Raw genomic sequence first — 20,823 nt, 5'->3', positions numbered from 1 at the left:
TTTTGATAAAACTATTCTTTTGTACAGTAATATGTTTTATTTTTCAAACTTCACATATTCACCAGAAACCCATTGGTCGCCTCCAACATTATACCAACCGTCTCTATATCCCCACGTTTGATATTTTTCACCTTGATACACATTTTTCACGATGCCATAGTTAGTTCCTGGACCTTTACGAACACGTAATACATCAGTTGTAATAGTCACTACACCAACGCCATCATTTAAAGGTTTAGAAGATGCTGGTACTTTTCCTCCTGTATAACGAATGTATGATGGATCATTATAAATCCATTGATCGCCACCAAGGTTTAACCAACCGTTTGACTCACCCCATACTTGGTAAGATTCTCCTTTACCTAATTGACGAATAATCCCGTATCCAGTGCCTGGACCTTTACGAAGATTAACGCTATTTCCTCCAATATATGCAATACCTGTTTCACCACTGAAAGATGGAGTAGGCGTTAAGTTAATTAGACTACTACCTCCATTATATGCATGTTGAACCCTTTCAATAAAGTTATTCCAACGCCCCTCTGCCAACATACGATGAGGACAGTACTTCCCACTCCATGATTGGTGTGTACGAACTTTATGAATTGGAATATTGTACTGTTTCATTAGTTGAGCTACAACGATAGCTGCATTGTCTTCCGCTTTATAATATCTATCTCCACCGCTTAAAGAGTAGCAAATTTCAACCCCAATAGATTTACGATTACCATTCCCGTTACCGTCGCCAGTATGCCAGGCGTTACGCTCTAAAGGAATTCCTTGTACAGCCTCCTTATCATCTACCGCGATATGAAACGATACTTGATTATCATTGCGAATCATATAAGATACTTCATTTTCTGCTGTAGCGTCGTTGTACGTATTGTGGACTGTAATGAATTCTGGATTCATTGTATACGGACACTTTGTACCATATTTACTTGGGTCAACTAATTTTTTTCTAATTTCCATTATTGAACATCTCCCTTTTTCTCTTCTTGTTTTTGTTTTCCACCCAAAACTTCAACTGCATTTGTTAATGCTGAAGGTAAGGGGATTCCCATACGACCAGCGTTTTCTAAAAGTGAAAGTAACTCATTACCCATGAAGAAGAAAATAGTCGCTTCACGAATTGCGCTGTTACTTCCCAGTGCTGAATCTAGTTGAGCGGCCGCTCCGACCAAAAGAAAAAGCACCACCTTTTTGGCGATGCCTTTGAAACCAACTTTACTTTTTAATTCTCCGTTATATCCTGCTGCAATCATGCCAGTTAAATAATCAATAACTGCCATCGTCAATAAGATTTTCAATGTTGCATCCCATCCTCCCAAAAAATACCCACAGAAGCCACCAAAAGTGGCAATAAAAGTTTTTAATAGTACATCAATACGATCCACATTCTTTCCTCCTTTTCAAAATAAAAAAGACCAGCTATTGCTGCTCCTGCTCTGTTTGTGTGTTATTTTCATTAGTTGGTGTTGGCGGTTCTTGAGATGGATCATTCCCTGTAAGTGATGTATAACACTCTAAACAAAGTTTCTTTTTCCCAAAATTCGTTTCTAATTCATACAAACGCGCGCCACGTTTACATATTTCGCATCTTGTTGCAATACGGAAATATATCGTGCCATCCGTTTCCCCCCACACCTCTACTTTATTAGCACCATATAAACCGGCATTGTTTAGCATATCAAAAGGAATTCGCACAAATACTCCGTTTTCGTTTCTTTCTGAATCTACTAACCTACCAGCAAACGGAGCACCTTGCCCCGCTTGCAAGGGATAACCTTGTAAATCTTTGTAATCATCCATATATTTTCCTCCTAAACGTTAGGTAGCTTGTACCATTGTCCTCCCATTCCCATAAAATAAAACCCATAGCCTTGACCACCATCAAAGAAACGAATGGATCCAGCTTGGCCCATTTTATTACGCCCTAAATTTATTCCCTGCGTTAGAATAGGTTGATTTACGAATACATCCTTTTCAGTACTTATATCAAAGGTCTGCCCATGAGCAGCTGGACCTATGTTGTTATTTACGCTGCCTATAGCAATTCTATTAAACGGTTGAAGACCATCGGCCCTTTCTGATGCCGCACGATCCCAATTATACATGCAAGCATAGTTACCACTAACCAATGTTATCCCTGAAACACAAACAGCTCTACCCGCAGAAACTTGCGCATTTGCAGCTGTAACTTTAATTACAATCATATGTTCTTGTGGATTGTAATTGTTAGGAACGGTAAACGTAAAATTATACCTTCTAATTTCACCATAAAATGTAGATGGCTCTGGAAAATCTTTATATATTTCGTGCCAAATTTTATAACTCACTTCATCCAATGGCGTAACAAAGCATACCTGCAATCGTGGTTTTGCAGTTGTACGCACACCGTTAATCTGTGCAGTTCTATAATGTGCTGACAATGTATAAGAGTTCCCTGGATGAATCCCGTTTTGAACCTTTGTTTCTGGATAATTATACGTGTCGACACGGACTGCATTTACCATTTGTTCATAGTTAAATATAAAAGTGTTATTTTCTATCACTACACCATTTCCTTGTACTTTCCAAGGTAGACCATATCCAGCACCAAACCCCTGATAATTGGGGTTACCTATGTTCAATTTTGGAACACTAGAAAAATCATGATCGGCTATTAAATTTCGTTTTGGCATAACGGTTGTTTTCGTTCCCCATTCATCTTCAAAAAGGAAGTCTAACATTTTAATAGTAACGCCGTTTTTATCGATGGTAATTTTATCGCCATTAACTTTGATAAGATTCGTATCAATACCCTTTGCGGTTAACCATTTCACCATTGTATCGGCATTAATATCCAGTTTTGCAGCATTAATTGTAATTTGCCCAGGGGACATATTGATCGCAGTGACAATGCCGTCCTTTAAAATCTGCGCTAAAATCCCTTCATCTAACACTTCTAACTTAGATTCCGTTTTCTTTACATAGGCATTATAAGTCTCATTTATAAACGTTTCTTGTTTTCCAGAGATAATTGAAACGCCTTTTTCAGTAGCACTAATACTTCTTTCTAATTCGGTTACTTTTTTATCGTAATCTTTAGTTGCTATCTTATCGGCCAATTCTTCCATAATTTTATCTTTATCTACAATATCAACAGGATTCTCCATAAACGAAGAAGGTTTATCACCAATTTGTAGCATGGGTTGTGCCATCCATAGACGACCATTTTTACGAACCCAAAACAGCACTTTAACTTTTTTTGTGCCTTCGATTAATAGCCCTGCCACATGTGTACGAATCCACGTTCCTTGTGAAATAGTTATTTCTTGCAAGTAACTTTTAATCATTTTATTGTTTACATCGTAACATTGGAGCTCGATAGCAGCTCCGGCATCTATACTAGCTTTGTTATCTGTATAAAAGTAAGCAGAGAAAACATAATTCCATCCAGGCCCAGCGTTTATGTAGTCGTGCGATGCTCCTTTATACAAATTGCTCGCATTACCTGTAGTAATAACACTAAGTGAATTGCACCCCTTATAAGTGACTTGTGTATCTCTTGCTGCGTTTGAAGTTAACTGCCAATATTTCGTGTCGTTCTTCCACAAGACATTGCGTAAAACCGTTTGGTTACCAATTCCACCAACGTAATCTTCAACATCTTTCATTTTTAATTGCAATTCCAATGCTTTACTATGTTGTTCTATCTTTGAAGTAGCCTCACTAATCGTCTTTCCTTGCGCAGTTTGTGTTTCCTGTAATTTCTTAACACTTGCAGTGGTTCCTTCTGCATTCTTTTCTACAGTGTTAACACGTTCATCAAAAGAAGTTTGTGTTTTTTCTACCGTTTTAATACTTTCTTTAATTCCATTCACACTTTGCTCTAACTCATATGTTGACTTGCTGAAGTCTGTTGGAACAGAACCTTTTTCTAGTTTAGCTTTCTTAAAACGAAATTTCTTACCCTTTGAATTTTCATTTCTTTCAAATCTTAATCGTAATCCCCATCCAGTTGCTCGTGCATCAATCTTGAATGTAAATGATCTCCTAGACCAATTAGCGACAGGGAATCTATTGTACAAGTTTTCTGTCCACACTCCATTAATAAATTGGAATACAATTAGATCAATTGGAACGTCGTTTTGCATATCGATACTGAATGTCATATCTTTCGCTTTTTCAAAGTCTCCCATTTTAGCATTATCTAAATGGAATTGATAGAAAGAGTCGGTATGATCTGTACATTCTACGATTATGTAATCCTCAGAGAACGCTTGACCAGCCTTGTTGACTTGTGCGCCTCCAGACATTCCAATTGTTTGCGGCTTTTCGTTTGGACCTGTATGGATTAGCCAGTTTTCAACGCCTACAGTACGAGCCTCAACCTGTTCTAACTTTGTCGAGATTTTCCCAGCTTCTGTTTTAATTTCAGTTGTAACTTTGATAAATTCGTTACTATCTGCCTGGTCTTCAGGTGCAGGTCTCCACGGATAAACTTTTTTAGTTAGCGATAGCATAGGTGAAGTTTGTTGGTATAAAGTACCTTTAGGTATTGATTCAGCTTCGAATCTATATACAACATTTGGATCAGTGGCATCAGAGCCGACTGGAATTGTTACCGAAACCCTTTTCCATTCTCCATTAACTGTTGTTCTACCAGTACTGTTAGGAAAGAATACTTGTGTAGATTCTCCACCTATCATTCTAGCTGTTACAGAAAATGTTACTGTGTCACCAATTTTTATTTTTCCTCGTTTAATTAATTCACTGGGTTTAACGGCTATACCTTGCCATTCTGTATCTGTTTGCGCGATAGCATTTCCATTGTACGTGTCTTTGATAACAGATAGGCGCCCACCTTTTAAAGATAACTCTTCGTTAGTTGTTAACGTCTTAGTTCCTCTTACAAGGTTGATAACATCACCATCAAGGTTATTTACATTCTTTTCGATTCTTTCGATGGTTTGCTTTGTTCCATTTGCATCTTGTTCCACTTGATTTAACTTTTGGATTGTTTGCGATGACGTTTTGTTGATTTGCTCAATTGAACTGGATATACCGTTAATATTTTGTTCTGTCTTTACTACGCGATCGGTAATCCCACTTTGATCTTTTTTGATATCAGATACAGTATTTTTTAATCCTTCGACACCTTTTGAAGTTTCAACAATCGTTCGGCTCATGCTTTCTTGAGTACCTTGTAAACTTTTGATTGTCTCTTTTGTTCCCTTGTCACTTTCTTCAAGCGTCTTAGTTACCTGACTGACTCTTTCTTGTTCCCCTTTAACAGCATCGAAGTCTTTTTGTAGATTGTCCGCTTTCGTTTCAGCTTCTTTAACCCTAGCATCTAGCTTTTCTGCACTAGCATTAATCTCTTTTGTCACCTGCTCCAACGTATCTTTCTTAATTGCTTCCACATCAGGAATAAGGAGCTCCCAATCTTTACCGTTCCACACTTTTAAAATACCAGGTTTACCATTGCTAATATCTCGCCATAATGTTTTACCTACTATAAGATTATCGGTCGGTGGATTTTTAGCTTCAATAATATTTACCGTATTATTTTTTAGATTTTCCTGGACCTTTTCAGCAAGTTTCTTAGCGGATTCAGATTCTCTTTGAGCTTGTTCGGCTGTCCCTTTTGCTTCTTCTGCTAATTTTTCTAGTTGTTCTAATAATTCTTTATTGGCTTTATTACCTAAAGAAGCAAGTACTCTATTGTATAGTTTTCGCATTTCTTCGTTTGGATCGGTAATTTCACGATAGTCACCAAACACATATTTATCTTGTGAAGGGTCTGTAAATGATTCATCGCCAGCAATTGCACGAGCTTCTAAATAAAGTTTAGGAGTAAATCCAGTATCTTTAATTCGAATTGTATCTCCTTCATTAATCAGCTCGTGAGCTAGTCCGAATACACGACCTATACTTTGCGCTTGAACATCGTAAGAAATAGAGGAATTTATCCGTTTGGCTAATTCTGTCTTCATAAGAGTCATTAAACGTTTCGGTGTTATATCGCCTTCTGTTTCTGGTGTATAAAAGCCAAATTTATGTTGACCACGTTCGTTCCATCGTTGGAAAGCATCACTGTCCACAAGATAAGGAATACCGTCATTTATGTCGGTGATTGTAATAAACCCTTCTCCTTCTTTTTTGGAGAAACCAAGTAATGCTGTACAAATGTTTTGTGAGTTCTCAACACGTTTAATTCCCACTAAATCTTTGCCAAGTGTTACTTCTTTCCCTGTTTCTTGACCGCGTTTCTTTACCATGTCCACATAGCGACTGACAATTTGAGAACCAACTACTTCAGCACGATATTGGATTTCTAATTCAAATAGAGAAGCAATATCTTTTAGTAATTTCAACGGACTTATAAATTCATCAATTGTCATTGTGTGGAAACCAGCGTATTCTGTTCTTCCTCTTTTCCACTTCGTACCTACAAGAGCCATATCAATAAACTCATTTACTGTTTTACCTTCCACCTTCTGTGGAGTAATAATGCCAGCTTTCGCAAGTTGAATCCATTCACCAGATGCATAAGCAATGACTGATCTATCATTAGAATCCTTTTCGGTTTCAGTAATAACATACGGAACGATACGCCCGTCACGTACTTCTTTTAATACCAAATTTTGCTGCATGAGTGTAGCTGCATGTTCCGTATTATCAAACACTTTAAATTCTAATGTATCTATGTTGTTCTTAATTTCCCAATGTCGTTTATCATCCCAATAATCTTTTGTTTGTATATTAGAAACGATTTGATTCGTTTTAAAATCAACAACATGTAATGTTCCGCTTGGTGTTCTCATCTAAATCGCTCCCTATACGTTATTTTGGCTATTCCTACATCAGAAGGCATAATCTCAAGTTTGTTCTTTCCTTTTTGAATAACGGGATAATCGCTGAATATATCTTTTAAGTTTATAGCTTTTTTACCATTGATTGATACAAGGCTTCGCTCGGTATCAATAACTACTTTATCACCAATATCAAAAATATAAGGCGGATTATCTTGGGTATTCATATTGACTTTCCAAATTTTTAAGTCATCGATGCTCATGTCTGTACAAAACATGTTATCCGAAAATTGACTGATGCTTATTTGAACTTGTGCCACTTTGTCCATATTCATATTGTTTTCATCTTCCCACACGACAAAGCGCTCTGAATCATCCTTTTCGGTATTCCATAAAAACTTAGAAATATAAGCTTCCCACCTATTGCCGGTACGCGCTAACCATAATCGACCACGATATTGATTCCATGTAGTAGGATGATCTCCAGGTTCATTTATAAGCACTCGCTCGCTGTTTGGTTTCTTTTTGTTACCAAGCTTAGCGAACCCTGTATTCTGTTCTGCTTGCCAATGAACATCATTCATAGAAATACGAGCTACATAGTCGCTGTTTTCATCCAATAAACCTATTTCGACACGCCCCATTTGATCGGGATGCGAGCTTCTTATCCCAACATACGCCTGCATAATAAAATCCTGTAATGGTCCTTGTGGGATGTTCTTTTTGGCTATGCAACCATGCCAACCCTTTATGTTTGTTTCACCTAAATAAACTGGAACTAAACGTGAACCTGCATCTACTTTAAAAGCCCCGCCCCCAACCATATCTTCTGCATTCGGAACATCCGTCCAGCCTACAGTTGTAGACATTTCATCCCACATTACCCGCTGATTTCTTTCGACAGGTATCTGATTTACGCTAACCGGCCATCCGATACGAAAATAATTGTCTCCATTCCATACATCAAGAAATGTGGAAGGATTCGTCACGTCAACTTCTATAATTGGATTAGATTCTACACTACCTTTGTTTTGAATATTCGCCACTAGCCCACGCCCATCCATTTCAAATTCTACTGTTTTAGTAGGTCCTAACTTATATGGCATGGGACAAACGAAATTCAAAGTACCTTTACCTAAAGTAACAAAATCCTCAGGATCAAAATCTTCATCAATAACCGCCAGGTATGTCCTATCGGGTGCTACATCAAAGACTAATTCAACAGGTTTTTCTGTAATTAACCACCCTGCTATTTCTTCTTTTAATGTTTCTAAGTCAGATCCATCAGGAACAATAATTCCCACCGGAACAGGTAAAACTCGCATTTCAGTTTCTGTCGTTAATAATCTTGCACCTGGATAACCTGGAACACTTAGAAATTTCCGTTTTAACGGCGCCCACGCTGGTTTTTTCCATCCCTTTTCTATTTGAATAAAATCCTTACGTATATTGTTAAATGTAAAAGAGCTCATACTGTCACCCCGTTTCTTTATAAAATAAAAGAAACCCAAACTTAAAAGTCTGAGTTTCTTTTTACTTCTCTTTCTTGATACTCGGTTGTATAGCGATAAGTACCGCGTGCCACGTCTCTTCCTTCTAAATTAACAGGTACTTCAATAACTAAATCTCCACCAAGCATTGGAATGACTCCACCGCCAGATGATCCTGAAGAAGAATGAATCACTGGATTCGCAACACCAGCTGCCATAGCTTGTCTACTATTTGACATATTTCCATACACACCACTCATAACACTCTTTAACCCTGATAATTGACTCATTGAACTAGCCATCATCCGGCTCATATCACTCATTAGTTGATTCATAGTTCCAGTGATACCGAGGGATCTTTCTTTTGAAGATAACGGTGTAACTGTGATAGAATTCCCTCTTTTAGTAAACAGTTCCGGTCCTTTTTCTCCAGTAATAAATGAGCCATCTCCCACAGGCTTTCCACCTTTAGCAAGCATCGGTACATGTGGAATAGTTGGCGCGCTAACTCCTGGTATATTGTTTAATAATTCTGCTGGTGTATTAAAGCCATCTATAAATTTATTTATGATACGAATAATTCCATTGATAGCTGTACGAATACCGCTTTTAATACCATCCCATACACCTAATACTGCTGATTTCATGCCTTCAAATGCTCCACTAACCGCATCTGTTACCCAACGAACAGGCGTCATAATGGCTTCTTTTAATCCATTCCAGACAGAAGATGCTGTTGACTTGATACCTTCCCAGATGTTTGAGAGAGTTGATTTAATACCATTCCAAATGCTACTGCTTGTACTACTAATCATATTCCATACAGTTGAAATAACTTCTTTGATGTTATTAAATACAGAACTCGCTGTGGAAACAATTGCGTTCCATAAGCTAGATAGATAGCCTTTAATCGTATTCCATACTGCACTTGTTGTGGAACTAATCGTATTCCATGTATTCACAATCCAATCTTTTATTGAGGTGAATATTGGCGTTACAAAAGCTACTAACCCGTTCCAGCATGATTGTAAGAAATTCTTAACGGCATTCCATACAGACATTGTTGCTGAACTGATTGTATCCCAAACGGTGGTAACTGTATTTTTAATCCAATCAAATACAGTTGTCGCAATTGAAACGATTCCATTCCAACAAGTCGTTAAGAAACTTGTAAGTGCATCCCACACCGCTGTAGCTTTTTCTTTAATAGATTCCCATACCGAAGCTAAAAACTCTCGTATAGACTCAAAAATCGGAGTGGCGAAATATAAAATAGCGGTCCAAATTGCTTGTAAGTATTGTGTAATAAAACTCCATACAGTTTGAATCACTGTGGAAATACCGTTCCAAATCATAGAGAAGAAATCAGCAATTCCTTGTAAAATAGGAGTTAGAAAGGCAACTAGTCCATTCCAAGTATTAATGAAAAACTCACTAATCGCTGTCCACACTTCAGAAGTAGTTTGACTGATGCCATTCCAAACTTCTGATAATGTTTCAACTACTCCATCCCAAATTCCAGTCAAATATTCCACAATAGAATTCCATATTTCTGTAGTCGTTTCAACAATAGAATTCCATATTTCAGATAAAGACTCAACTATCCCATTCCATAACTCTATTAAGTATTCTTTAATCGAATTCCAAACTTCCGATGTTGATTCACTAATGCTATTCCACGTTTCGCTGGCCCATTGTACAATCCCATCCCATATGCCTACTAAAAATTCTCCAATTGCATTCCAAGCATCAATGGTCCATTGTTTGATATCATCCCAATTTTTATAAATTGCAACACCTAGAGCAACAACAAGTGCTACTATTATCGGAATAATAGCAACCAACCCTGTCATCGCCCATCCTATACTTGTTATAACAGCAACTATTGGTGCTAAAGCCATGAATGCTCCTGCAATTACACCAATAGCAACTGCGATAGCTGCCAAAGTAGCTGCTAATTCAGGATTATTAGAAATCCATTCAGCGAATTTAGAGACAAGATCTGCTATAACTGCAAGAACAGGCTGAAGAGCAACTTGTAAATCTTGCATTGCTTGTTGAAATTTAACTGCTGGAGATGCATCTATTTTAGAAGTAGCACCCTGTAAATCCTCTACTCCCTTTTTTAAATCGACTTGTTTACCTTCTGCTTTCAAAATCGTGTCGATGATTTTCTTTCCTTGGTCTTCCCAAAGAGTACCGAACATCTTCGTGCCAAGTGCATTTCTGTCTGTTGCATTTTCAACACCAGCTAAAGCCTTGGTTGCTTCAAGCATAGCTTTTTGTCCATTTTCACCACCGCCAGCAATTGCCTGACCCCATTTTTCAAACTGATCCGCTGAAATTTTTGTTTTATCTAAAACCTCTTGCATAGATTTATCTACACCCGCACCAAATTCGGCCATTTTGATACGTCCTTCTTTCACACCATCCAATAGGTTATCGATATTCCAACTTTTAGTATCTACTCCTGCTGACATGATTCCTTGGACTTCTTTAGCCGAAAATCCAGCTTGAACCATCTGATCCCCATATTCTGCGATAATATCTAATTGTTCAGGTGGAAATCCTGTTTTTAATAATGTATTAACTAGCCCCAATGCTTCCTCGTTCGTAATACCTAACGTTGCACCAATCTCATTGGTTTCTTGTATAAGTTCATTAAAATCAATTCCGGCATAGGATGCTGCAATAGTCGCTGCCCCTTTAGCCACAGCGGCATTTGTTTCATCAGAAGCATTCTTATTTAATGCCCATTGTCTGCGAACACCTTCTAATGCTTCTTCAGCGTCAATACCATAAGTACTAACGCCCCTAATCGCTTCTTCCACTGATTTTTTCGAAGACTCTGGAACATCAAAAGTGATATCAATCTTAGTTTTCAATTTTGACATATCCATTGCTTTTTCAACTGCACTAGCAATACCGCCACCAACTGCCATACCACCAATGACATTTTCTAATCCTATTTTTAATCCTTCAAACTTTTTCTCAGTTCTCCCAGCTTCTTGTTGTAAATCTCTCAACTCATTTCGTACTTGCTGAATTGAATTCCCCGCATCCACAGATCGTAGCGCACGTTGTAACTTTTCAATATCAGCTTCTGTTCCTAATGCTTCGCGTCCAATAATCCCAATTGCTTGTTCTAATTGCTTACTTGTTGCTGTACCGTTTCGAATTGCATTTACAAGACGATTACCTAATGCGCCTGCAAAATCATCAACGCTTTTGCCTGTAGCGCTAAACAACGTTTCTAATTGTCTTGTTGAACTTGCCACATTTTCTTGTTCAGCTTTCATATTACCAAGCTTATTTTTCAAACCATCCAGTGACCCTTGTGTAAATTCAATTTCACGTCTAAACGCACGATATTGTTCTTCCGATATCTTTCCGTTTTGGAATTGCGCTTGAACCTGCTGCTCCGCTTCTTTTAATTTATCGAGCTTTTGTGTAGTGTTTTCAATTTGTTGTGTAAGCAACTTTTGTTTTTGGGCTAATGCTTCCACATTACCAGGATTAAATTTTAAAAGGCGCTCTACCTCTTTTAGTTCGGTCGCTAAGCTATCACTCTGTTTATTTACATCTTTTAAAGCGTTTTGTAACGGCTGCGTATTCCCACCAATTTCAATCGTAATCCCTTTGATTTTTCCTCCAGCCATTCTTTCACCCCTTTCTTAGAATGAATCAAAGTCTTTTTGGTTTGCTTTTCTGACTTTTTCTTTGTCTGGATTCTCCATTTCAGCAAATTCAGCAATATAATCAAAACAATCTCCAATTGTCATGACTTCCAAATCCCAATGCGTTAATTTCGCTTTATAACAAAGAGCAAGGAACGTATCAGTGGTTAATTCTTCATCACTGAACGTCCCTTGCTCTCCATTACTTTTCTTTATTTTTTTTTTGCACCCATCGTACTTTGAATCATATCCATAATTTCTGGAATAATCTCTGAGATAGGGAATTCATCAAAACCGTCTAACCATGTAATTGGATCATCAATTTCTGGATTTGCTGTTTTCGCATATAACCAAACTAAATCATATACAACTTCAAAATCTAGCTTACTTAAATCTGCATTTGCTAAATCAATAGTGGCTAGTGAACCCTCTTGAGGATTTGAAGGAGACAAAATCCCTAACTTAAACATATCAGCAAATAAATCACGTCTGAATTGCGCTTTATATCGTTTAACAGTAGCTGCTGTACTTTTTAATCGGACTTGTTTTCCATCTATTGTAATTGTCTTTTCCATTTACTATTACGCTCCTTTTGGTGCTGCTGGTGTTTTTACATATACTTTTTTGTACCAGTCGTTATAAATTGCTTGTGTTGTTTTAGCAGTCGTTTTCGTTTTAACCATTGGTCTTCCACCAGGTACTAAAACAATTGGGCTAGAAACAAACTTCAGTTCATTTGTATTTGGTTCAGCCGAACTTGTTTTTGTTTTGGATGCAAGTGTTGGACGACTTGCTGAACAGTTATACATAACATGTCGAGTTGCGTTCACGTCACCATCAAACTCAAATAATAAAGCGAACGGTTTTCCTTTTGCATCAGCTAATTCATTTAATACGCCATCCGTTTCATCTAATTCCTCACCAAGTGCATCGATAGCAAATTTTTCTGGGATAGTAGCAATACTTAATGTTCCATCGTAACCCTGATTATTACTTGCCGCGTAATAAAGCATGTCATCTGCATAGAATTCAATTAAATCACCGCGTGGCTCAAATGTTAGTTCAACTCCACCAGGTAATGGAATTGGTGTCCCAAATGTAACTAAGAAATCTTTACTATCAAATGGCACGTAATGTACATTTTTCAAACCGAATGTTACCTTGTTTTCATTCATTTACAACAACCTCGTTTCATATGTTTTTTGAAATAATTTCTCAGATTCAATAAAAATCCCATACGAGTCATAAGGTATTTCATGATCGTCTAGGACCTTTTCAAGCTTGGCTTCTGCAACCAAGTCCTTTTTTGTGGTATAAAGTTCGATATTTAAATCATTTATCTTGTGATAGACTTTGTTATCGGCCATGAGATTTGCTGAACCGTCCACAAGAAAACAGATATACGGTGGCGCTGGAACTGGATTACCTGGCGTTGCTGTGAAATGCGAATAAGCCACAGGATAACCTGTAGCTTCAAGAATTTTTATTAATTCGCCTAATATTAATGTCATGATTCTATTGCCCTCTCAACACGTTTTGGTAATTCATCAATTACATACTCTTCCACGGGACGAATATGCACTTTCTCTGGTACTCGTCCACCATCAGCTTTCGCATGGCCATTTTCTAAAAGATGCGTTAATTGCCCTTTTGTATTATGGATAACAACGGCTTTATCAACTTTTTTCTTGCGCCAACCTTTACGATAACCCCCTGTTTTTTTAGGACTATTTTGTCTTAACTTATCTACAGCGATATCAGCTACATCTTCTTGTGCATTTGTCAATTCTTCTTCCACAACATTTGCATATCTTTGTAATTCTCTAGCCAGCTCTCCCGCAAAATCATTCATATTAAACATACTCCTTTGCGATTATAGTCAATGTTTGATGCATTTCATCATCATTCATTGGCGGCTCGATGATATCAAAGATACGACCTTTCATACTAATTCGCATTTCTTCCGTAATACCAGAAGTATATGGAATAACGAATCGATAAACCCTTGTAGCCTGCGAAGCGGAAGCTTCAATGTACTCAGAACCTTTCACCGTTTTTATCATCGCCCAGGCTTTTTTAAATTCTGGCCAAGACGTTTCGATTACTTGATTTAATTCATCTTTTATTATTACAGGTTCTTCAATAATGATTCTATTCCTAAAATCGCCTGTATTTAGTGGTTTCTTGTACTGAAAAGGACGCATATTAATCACCGTCCAACTTAATTTCTTCTAATGCTTTATCAACGCCTAAACTATTAATCTGACTTAAAAAATTCTTATCAAAATACTCTAAGGCATCATTATAGACATAACGAGAGCGTTCAAAGACTAATTCCTTGAACTCCTCGTTAGTATTTAAATCGTAATCACCACAAACTCTCAATAAAGACTTATTAGACGTAGAAAGGATACGCTTTAGGTTATCGTCTTCCTCATCGCCTAAGTGCATCCTTTCTTTGAACTCTTGCAATATTTCATCTGAAATTGTTGCGCTTCTCATTCACTTCACCCTTTATTTAGATTTTGTTTCTGCTGGTGGTGTAAATGAAATTTCTAAATCGTAAACAAGAGCCGCTTTATTATCTTTTGGTTTCCCATTAGCAAATTGTTTAATTGTATAAAGAGTAGCATCTTCGAAAGCTAATGTTTGATCAAATTCTTTTAGCTTGTATCCACCTGCGATTGCAGCAATATATTGTCCTTTTACAAAGAATAACGCTTTACCAACAGGAACTTCCTCACACTCGACAGGTTTAATGTTATAAGGCAATGCCATTACCCATTGACCTGTTGCGGTCTGGATTGTATTACGTGCTTGTACGCCAATTGCATCAATCGGGTTAACTATCATTACAATTTTATTTAATACTTTTCTGGATTTCCCTTTTGCATCAACAGATAAAGCTTTTACTACTTCGTAAAGTTCGCCTGCTACAATTACCCCTTTATCAGACGGAGCAAATGTTAGTTTACCAGAAGATTTTTTATCAGTAACAGCACCTGTTTCAGGGTTTACATCTTTCATTAAACCAACTGGTTGATGTGCTACAGATCCGCCACCATTAATAAAACCAAATTCTAGACCAACAGAATATGTTTCTACTAAAACAGTTCGAACATAGCGTTCAATCCATTCCGGTCCAAGCTCCTTCATATCATTCGGAATTGCTGCAAATGCAGTTAATTTAAGTTGGCCAATCTTTTCTTGTTTGAAGATGGCATCAATTTGCCCGCGAATTTCACTGAATAATTCGCCCCATACATACGCCTTCGTTGCATCAGAGTAAATAAACTTCGTAACTGCTCCTAAGTCTTGCAAACCAATTTCAGCTAATAAGGGATGTTCTGTAACTAAATCTTCAAACACACGCTCTTGAGTCGTTACAGGAAGGATTGAGCCATCTGTAAATCCACCTTCTTTTACAACTGCATTAAAGAATTTTGTTTCTGCTGAAGTTAAAACATTTTGACCACGTTGCTGTAAAATGGAACGATCAAGCATATCGTTATTTACTTGTTCACGAACTGTATTTGCTACATCTGTTTGTAGTGCATCAAAGAAACCTTCAAACGCTGACGTTTGTTCTTGTTCTGTACTTTCCGCGTTAGTTAAAGTATCCGTCAATTTTGCTTTTGCCTTATTAAATGCTTCAGATTTATTAAATTTAATAACCATTATGTGTTTCCCCCGTTTTTTATAATTTTAAAAGGAGCCCTTTAATCCCACTGTTTTTTACAGGTTTAGGATTCGGCTCCTTTGGTTGTTCTTCTATATTGTTTTGTAAATCATTCAGGATTTCGTTTTTTAATCCTGATAATGCTGCATTTAAATCTTCTTTTGTAATTCCTTGGCCTTTGTTCATGGTTCCATTTCTAAAGCCATCGATTACTTTCTGCGGAAGCATGGCAGCAGTAGCCGTTGAAGCTGTCATTTTAACTGAATTCTCCATAAACATGATTTCATCCGCGAAATTGTTTTCTAATGCTTGTTGCGGACCCATCCAAGTTTCTTCAGCCATCATGTTAAGTAGTTCTTCTTCTGATTTACCACTTTTAATGACATAGGCATTTACAATTGCTCGATCTGTTATTTTTAACATCTCAGCCGCCTTTTCCATGTCACGATGATCTCCACCATGCCACTTAGCGGCGTTGTGAATCATGATTTTTGCTGTTGGAGAAATGCGAACTTTATCACCTGCCATAGCAATTACAGAAGCTGCACTTGCTGCTAAACCAACAATTTGAACTTCCACATGACCAGGATAATTTTTTAATGCTGTGTAAATTTCCGAACCCTCATCTACATAACCACCAGGACTATTGATTGATACAATTAAATCCTCACTATTTGCGTTATCCAGTTGTTTTGTAATCTTACCTGGGCTTGTCGCATCCATTTCAAACCAATCATAAATCCAAGCTTCATCATTCGAAATAATTGGCCCTTTAACGTCAATTTTCACCGTCATTTGTATTCTCACCTCCTCAGATTCAGTTAGTTTCGTATAGTTTTTTGTAATATGATGTGTATTTAAGTTAGGATCATCAGAAACTTCATATCCTACTTCTAATCGAATCTCATTCCCTGTAAATGCACTTGAAGAAATGAGTTTATCGATGCTTGTCGCAAGGTCAAATATACTTTGATAAGAAACAGCTTTAACTTCAATTTTGTGACCTGAAAGATACTCTTCTTCTTCAAAAAATTTAACGTTTGCTTCATCAGAAAGCTTTTTTAATAAAGGTTTCACTGTGAAAAGCATATAATTTTTCGTTTGCTTCTCAACATCAGCCATTTCGCCATATATCAAAGCAGTTGGAATACCAAAAGCCATTGCTACTTGATTTAAGAAACCATTCGTTACTTTATTGATTTCCTCCACACTCTGACCAGAATTCCCTCCGCCTGATGTTTCAGCATACTTAAAACCTGGTTGTTGCGGAATAATAGCAACATCTTTTTCACCAATAGCTTTATACATGTTATCAATGAATTCTTGAAGCTTCGCTTGATGTTCTTTACTCTTTGCCGCAAGCATGTCCATGTCAACTGTTCCGCGAATTTGATTCTTACGTTTTTGAGAACTTAATATCCTACCGAATAAATCACCATAATCAGTAAACAAACCATCGATAAGAGGTGATAACTTATCATTCCTGTATCTTAAATGAATGACTTCACTTTGTTTAAAACTTCTCTTAAACTGATAATCTTTTACAGTGACATTTGTAAAAGTATCTTCAAACACAGCATATTCGTTATGTTCAAAGTCATCAGCAATAAGTAGATCACCATCATCCGCTTGGATAATCAAAGCTTCATTATCATAAATAAGTTTGTAAATGAAACTCTCCCAAAAAGTACTGGCTGTCATATTCTTATTTGGTCTAATATTTAATCGGTAATAAAGCTCATCCTTTTCAAATTCTTCACCATTTTTCACTCTGAATTCCGACTGACTTATTGTTCTTCCTAAAAAAGAAATACATGTATCAATCGCTAGTCGCTTCATATGGACTCTATTTGCCTTTTCGATAAACATTTCCACATCAAACATAAATCCTACTTCACTATTTCTTTTAAATACTGCGTCCAACCATCCAATGATTATCACCACCTTTATTAGAATTTAATACCGTCTAACATAAAGTCGAATTCATCCACAAGGATTTTATCCGCTTGCCATAATGCATGGATAAAGGCTTGGAATCCATCTGTTTTCCTTTTGAATTCGTCTTTTTTCAGATACTCTTTGTTTCCATCTTTTTTGATATGAACGTAAACGTTATTCGTGTACCAACGCATTAAAGGGTTATCTCCAAAGATAATATGGTTATTAGCAAATAGCGTTTCAACTCTTGGAGCTAAAAGTGAATGAATCGCTTTTGGATTACGGATATATAATAATATGAAACCTTCCGCTTCGAGTGCTGTTTTAACCAGATCAAGACGGAATGTATCGGCTACTATTGTATTAACCCCATACAACTCACGCATTTTTACAAACCAGTCTACAATGTGAGAGATATTAATAACCGGCTCATCTAAAATAGTAAGCAATCCTTTTTCTTCCCATTCCTTAATAGGTACTTTTAATTTCACTTTATCCAAAAAGCCTTTCCTTACAAAGGAATGGGATTTCCAAATATAATCTTCACCATACTTAAATAGTAGCCCTACTGCCGCAAAATCTTTGATACTAGCAAAATCGAGCCCGCCCACAGCTATTTTATGCCTTAGATCTGGAATTTCTCGAAGTGTTACTCCATCTTCTTCAAAACCAGTACGCATGATTTCTTCCCATGGGGCTACAGACTTCGTTAAATCTACTTCTGGTAAGTTCATTCTTTTCGTCATAAAGTTTTCTCTGTTAGATGGATCATTTTCAAGGTTTTTATACTGGCGCATAACTTTTTTAAACAAACCTCTAGCATATTGACTCATAGGCTTACTAAACATCGGGTTTGCTTTTTCCCACATATCGGGATTGTCTACTTCTTCAGGGTTATCCAACTTACAAATAAAAGGAAATAATCTATCCTCTTTTTCTTTCCCTTTCAGGATATTCATAGCTCGCTCTTTCATTTTGTCAAGATAACCTTCACGAACAAATCCGTCTGTGGTAATAAAAAATTCCCTAGAGTTAGGAACTTTACCTAAACCACTAGAGAATACCTCTACAACATCGCTATTTTCATACCTATGTATCTCATCATAAATAACACATCCATCTCTTAATGAGTCCTTACTTCCTGCATTCGATGTATGAAATTCAAAAGTCGAACGAGTCGCTTTATTCGTAATTAATTGTTTTGTTGATACAAACAGCTCGTCTAATATCTCATGCTTTTTATTCTTTTCATAAACATCTATAAAAGAAGTCTTAGCTTGCCTTTCTGTATTAGCAACTACCGATACGTTGTAATGCTCAATACCATGTAATTCACTAATAAAGAAGTGTGTCAAAGCACTAATCAATCCGTTTTTACCAGCCCCCCTTGCCATCATCCAGAAGTGCTGATCAAAATAAACATCCTCATATTCATCAAACAAAAACACAAATGCTATTAAAAATTTCTGAAAGGAATTTAATTTGAAATGCCACTTTTCTATGAAAGTTACACATTTATGAATGAAATCCATATCGAAATGTAAGTCATTACGGGTTAATATATCTTGCTTTAAATAATTTGTAACTACTCAGCCACCTTTCGGTGTCTTTTTTAAATTTTACTAGTTTCATATGCCTCCCATTTGTAAATACTGAGTATATCAAACAGGGGAGGTGAATCTTATGGTCGATCGAAAAATTATTTTAGATACATATAAAAAAGGACCTGAAGCTGTTATTTCTTTATTTGAAGAAACATTTTCTAAGTTAGAAAAACGTATACAAGAACTAGAAAATGCTTCAAAAAAAAACTCCAAAAATAGTCATAAGCCACCTTCTACAGATGGTTTGGGTAAGCCCGTTACAAAAAGTTTGCGCAAACCGTCTCATCGTCAAACGGGTGGCCAGTTGGGCCACAAGGGACATACTCTTGGTTTGACAGCGACTCCAGATCATACGATTACACATTCTCCTACATATTGTACTTGTTGTCATACTTCCTTGAACCACGAGCCTGTAAAAGGGTATCGCATTCGCCAAGTGTATGACTTACCACCTATTCAGATCGAAGTGACAGAACATAAAGTAGAACAGAAAGAATGCCCACATTGCCATTCTATCCAAGAAGCCCAATTTCCTTCGACAGTATCTCGTCCTGTTCAATATGGTCCAAATATAAAAAGACTGATTCCCTATTTAACGCATTATCAATGCATTTCTTTGAAGCGAACAAAAGAATTCTTTCAGGATTGTTTTGGACATTCTATAAGCGAAGGAACCCTGGTAAATCATACACAGGCTTTCGCTTCTCAATTGCAGCCATTCATAAAAGAAGTAAAGGAAAAGATTCTGCAGTCTCCTGTTGTCCATTTTGATGAAACTGGTATGCGTGTAGAAAACAAAACACAATGGTTACATACTGCCAGTACACCGGAGGTGACATTGCAACATATTCATCAAAAACGTGGAAAAGAAGCAATGGATGCTGGAGAAATCTTGCCATCTTTTTCTGGAATTGCGATGCATGATGGTTGGAAATCGTATGATGCGTATACAGATTGTCGTCACGTTTTATGTAATGCCCATCTCTTACGAGATTTACAAGGAATTATAGATAGTACTGGAGAACAATGGGCACAACAGATGCAGAAATTTCTAACGCAAGCGTTGACGATGAAAAAGCAATCCGAAGGTACCATGCCAAAAGCGACGCAAAAGAATCTGTTTATTATGTATCAATCCATATTGAAAGAACAACAGATTCTTTCCACGAAACAAAAGAAGAAAGGAAAGCAGACGCCTTCTCAAAATTTATGGAATCGCTTCGTCAAGTATTCTGACAGAATTCTAGCGTTTTTAGAACATCCAGCCATTCCATTTGATAACAATCAAGCAGAACGGGATATTCGGATGACGAAAGTAAAACAGAAAGTGTCTGGGACTTTCCGAAGTAAGAAAGGCGCAGAATCTTTTTGTCAGATACGAAGCTTTATGAGTACCATGAAAAAACAAAAACAATCGGTCTTACAAGCGATAAACCAAGTCATAGAAACTAGAACGGTTCCTTGGAATAACACGACTTCATAAGAGAATTTCTCTATTTGGCATAGATTCTTTCTCTGATTGGAGTATTTTCTTTTCATGTTTTCGAATCGGAAACATGTATTTGGCCTGTTTTTTTATTTGAAGAAGCTGAGTAGTTACAATAATTTATAAGCATGATACGTTCTTTATTTAAT

Annotated in this window: 16 protein-coding genes and 1 pseudogene; 1 reads left to right on the top strand and 16 read right to left on the bottom strand. The window is 36.9% G+C overall.

Annotation, left to right across the window (positions count from 1 at the left end; genetic code table 11):
* Positions 1-36: 36 nt before the first annotated feature.
* The 16 genes and pseudogenes from MHH55_RS23845 to MHH55_RS23770 form a co-directional block, all read right to left on the bottom strand.
* Entirely contained in the window at positions 37-972 is a 936-nt protein-coding gene (locus MHH55_RS23845) for an N-acetylmuramoyl-L-alanine amidase (RefSeq protein ID WP_078187550.1), read from the bottom strand.
* The gene (locus tag MHH55_RS23840) at positions 972-1,397 is read right to left on the bottom strand and encodes a phage holin family protein (protein WP_016099116.1); all 426 of its coding nucleotides are present in this window, start codon (positions 1,395-1,397) and stop codon (positions 972-974) included. Before MHH55_RS23840 ends, MHH55_RS23845 begins: the two co-directional genes overlap by 1 nt.
* 34 nt (positions 1,398-1,431) lie before the next feature.
* Positions 1,432-1,812 (bottom strand): hypothetical protein, encoded by a 381-nt coding sequence (locus tag MHH55_RS23835; RefSeq protein ID WP_016099117.1) that lies wholly within the window; start codon positions 1,810-1,812, stop codon positions 1,432-1,434.
* A gap of 11 nt (positions 1,813-1,823) precedes the next feature.
* A complete protein-coding gene (locus tag MHH55_RS23830; RefSeq protein ID WP_078187551.1) occupies positions 1,824-6,812 on the bottom strand; it encodes a phage tail spike protein in 4,989 nt (1,662 codons plus the stop codon).
* Entirely contained in the window at positions 6,809-8,272 is a 1,464-nt protein-coding gene (locus tag MHH55_RS23825) for a distal tail protein Dit (protein ID WP_078187552.1), read from the bottom strand. The genes MHH55_RS23830 and MHH55_RS23825 overlap by 4 nt, the downstream gene beginning before the upstream one ends.
* Before the next feature lie 41 nt (positions 8,273-8,313).
* The gene (locus tag MHH55_RS23820) at positions 8,314-11,949 is read right to left on the bottom strand and encodes a DUF2207 domain-containing protein (RefSeq protein WP_340881473.1); all 3,636 of its coding nucleotides are present in this window, start codon (positions 11,947-11,949) and stop codon (positions 8,314-8,316) included.
* A 230-nt stretch (positions 11,950-12,179) separates the two neighbouring features.
* The gene (locus MHH55_RS23815; RefSeq protein WP_000415931.1) at positions 12,180-12,542 is read right to left on the bottom strand and encodes a hypothetical protein; all 363 of its coding nucleotides are present in this window, start codon (positions 12,540-12,542) and stop codon (positions 12,180-12,182) included.
* A 6-nt stretch (positions 12,543-12,548) separates the two neighbouring features.
* Positions 12,549-13,142: a major tail protein gene (locus tag MHH55_RS23810; protein ID WP_001004920.1), complete on the bottom strand. Its 594-nt coding sequence runs from the start codon at positions 13,140-13,142 to the stop codon at positions 12,549-12,551.
* Positions 13,143-13,478 (bottom strand): hypothetical protein, encoded by a 336-nt coding sequence (locus tag MHH55_RS23805; RefSeq protein ID WP_078187919.1) that lies wholly within the window; start codon positions 13,476-13,478, stop codon positions 13,143-13,145. It lies immediately after the preceding gene.
* Positions 13,475-13,819: an HK97 gp10 family phage protein gene (locus tag MHH55_RS23800; protein ID WP_033698918.1), complete on the bottom strand. Its 345-nt coding sequence runs from the start codon at positions 13,817-13,819 to the stop codon at positions 13,475-13,477. The genes MHH55_RS23805 and MHH55_RS23800 overlap by 4 nt, the downstream gene beginning before the upstream one ends.
* Before the next feature lies 1 nt (position 13,820).
* On the bottom strand, positions 13,821-14,171 hold the full coding sequence (locus MHH55_RS23795) for a phage head closure protein (protein WP_078187921.1): 351 nt from the start codon (positions 14,169-14,171) through the stop codon (positions 13,821-13,823).
* A gap of 1 nt (position 14,172) precedes the next feature.
* Positions 14,173-14,469 (bottom strand): hypothetical protein, encoded by a 297-nt coding sequence (locus tag MHH55_RS23790; protein WP_033698922.1) that lies wholly within the window; start codon positions 14,467-14,469, stop codon positions 14,173-14,175.
* Between the two features lie 12 nt (positions 14,470-14,481).
* A complete protein-coding gene (locus tag MHH55_RS23785; protein ID WP_078187923.1) occupies positions 14,482-15,645 on the bottom strand; it encodes a phage major capsid family protein in 1,164 nt (387 codons plus the stop codon).
* 19 nt (positions 15,646-15,664) lie between these two features.
* Positions 15,665-16,441: a head maturation protease, ClpP-related gene (locus tag MHH55_RS23780; RefSeq protein WP_078187925.1), complete on the bottom strand. Its 777-nt coding sequence runs from the start codon at positions 16,439-16,441 to the stop codon at positions 15,665-15,667.
* A pseudogene (locus tag MHH55_RS23775) lies at positions 16,425-17,587 on the bottom strand (phage portal protein). The gene MHH55_RS23780 and the pseudogene MHH55_RS23775 overlap by 17 nt, the downstream one beginning before the upstream one ends.
* Positions 17,588-17,595: 8 nt before the next feature.
* Positions 17,596-19,146, bottom strand: a complete 1,551-nt coding sequence (locus MHH55_RS23770) for a terminase TerL endonuclease subunit (protein WP_078187927.1) — start codon at positions 19,144-19,146, stop codon at positions 17,596-17,598.
* 121 nt (positions 19,147-19,267) lie between these two features.
* On the opposite strand from MHH55_RS23770, the gene tnpC reads away from it, so the two are divergent.
* Entirely contained in the window at positions 19,268-20,671 is a 1,404-nt protein-coding gene (tnpC, locus tag MHH55_RS23765) for an IS66 family transposase (protein ID WP_100910632.1), read from the top strand.
* Positions 20,672-20,823: the final 152 nt, after the last annotated feature.

The organism is Bacillus sp. FSL K6-2944 (genome assembly GCF_038005385.1).
GTDB classification, from domain to species: domain Bacteria; phylum Bacillota; class Bacilli; order Bacillales; family Bacillaceae_G; genus Bacillus_A; species Bacillus_A cereus.
The sequence above is the reverse complement of the archived record's forward strand: the minus strand, read 5'-3'. Positions and strand labels throughout refer to the sequence as shown.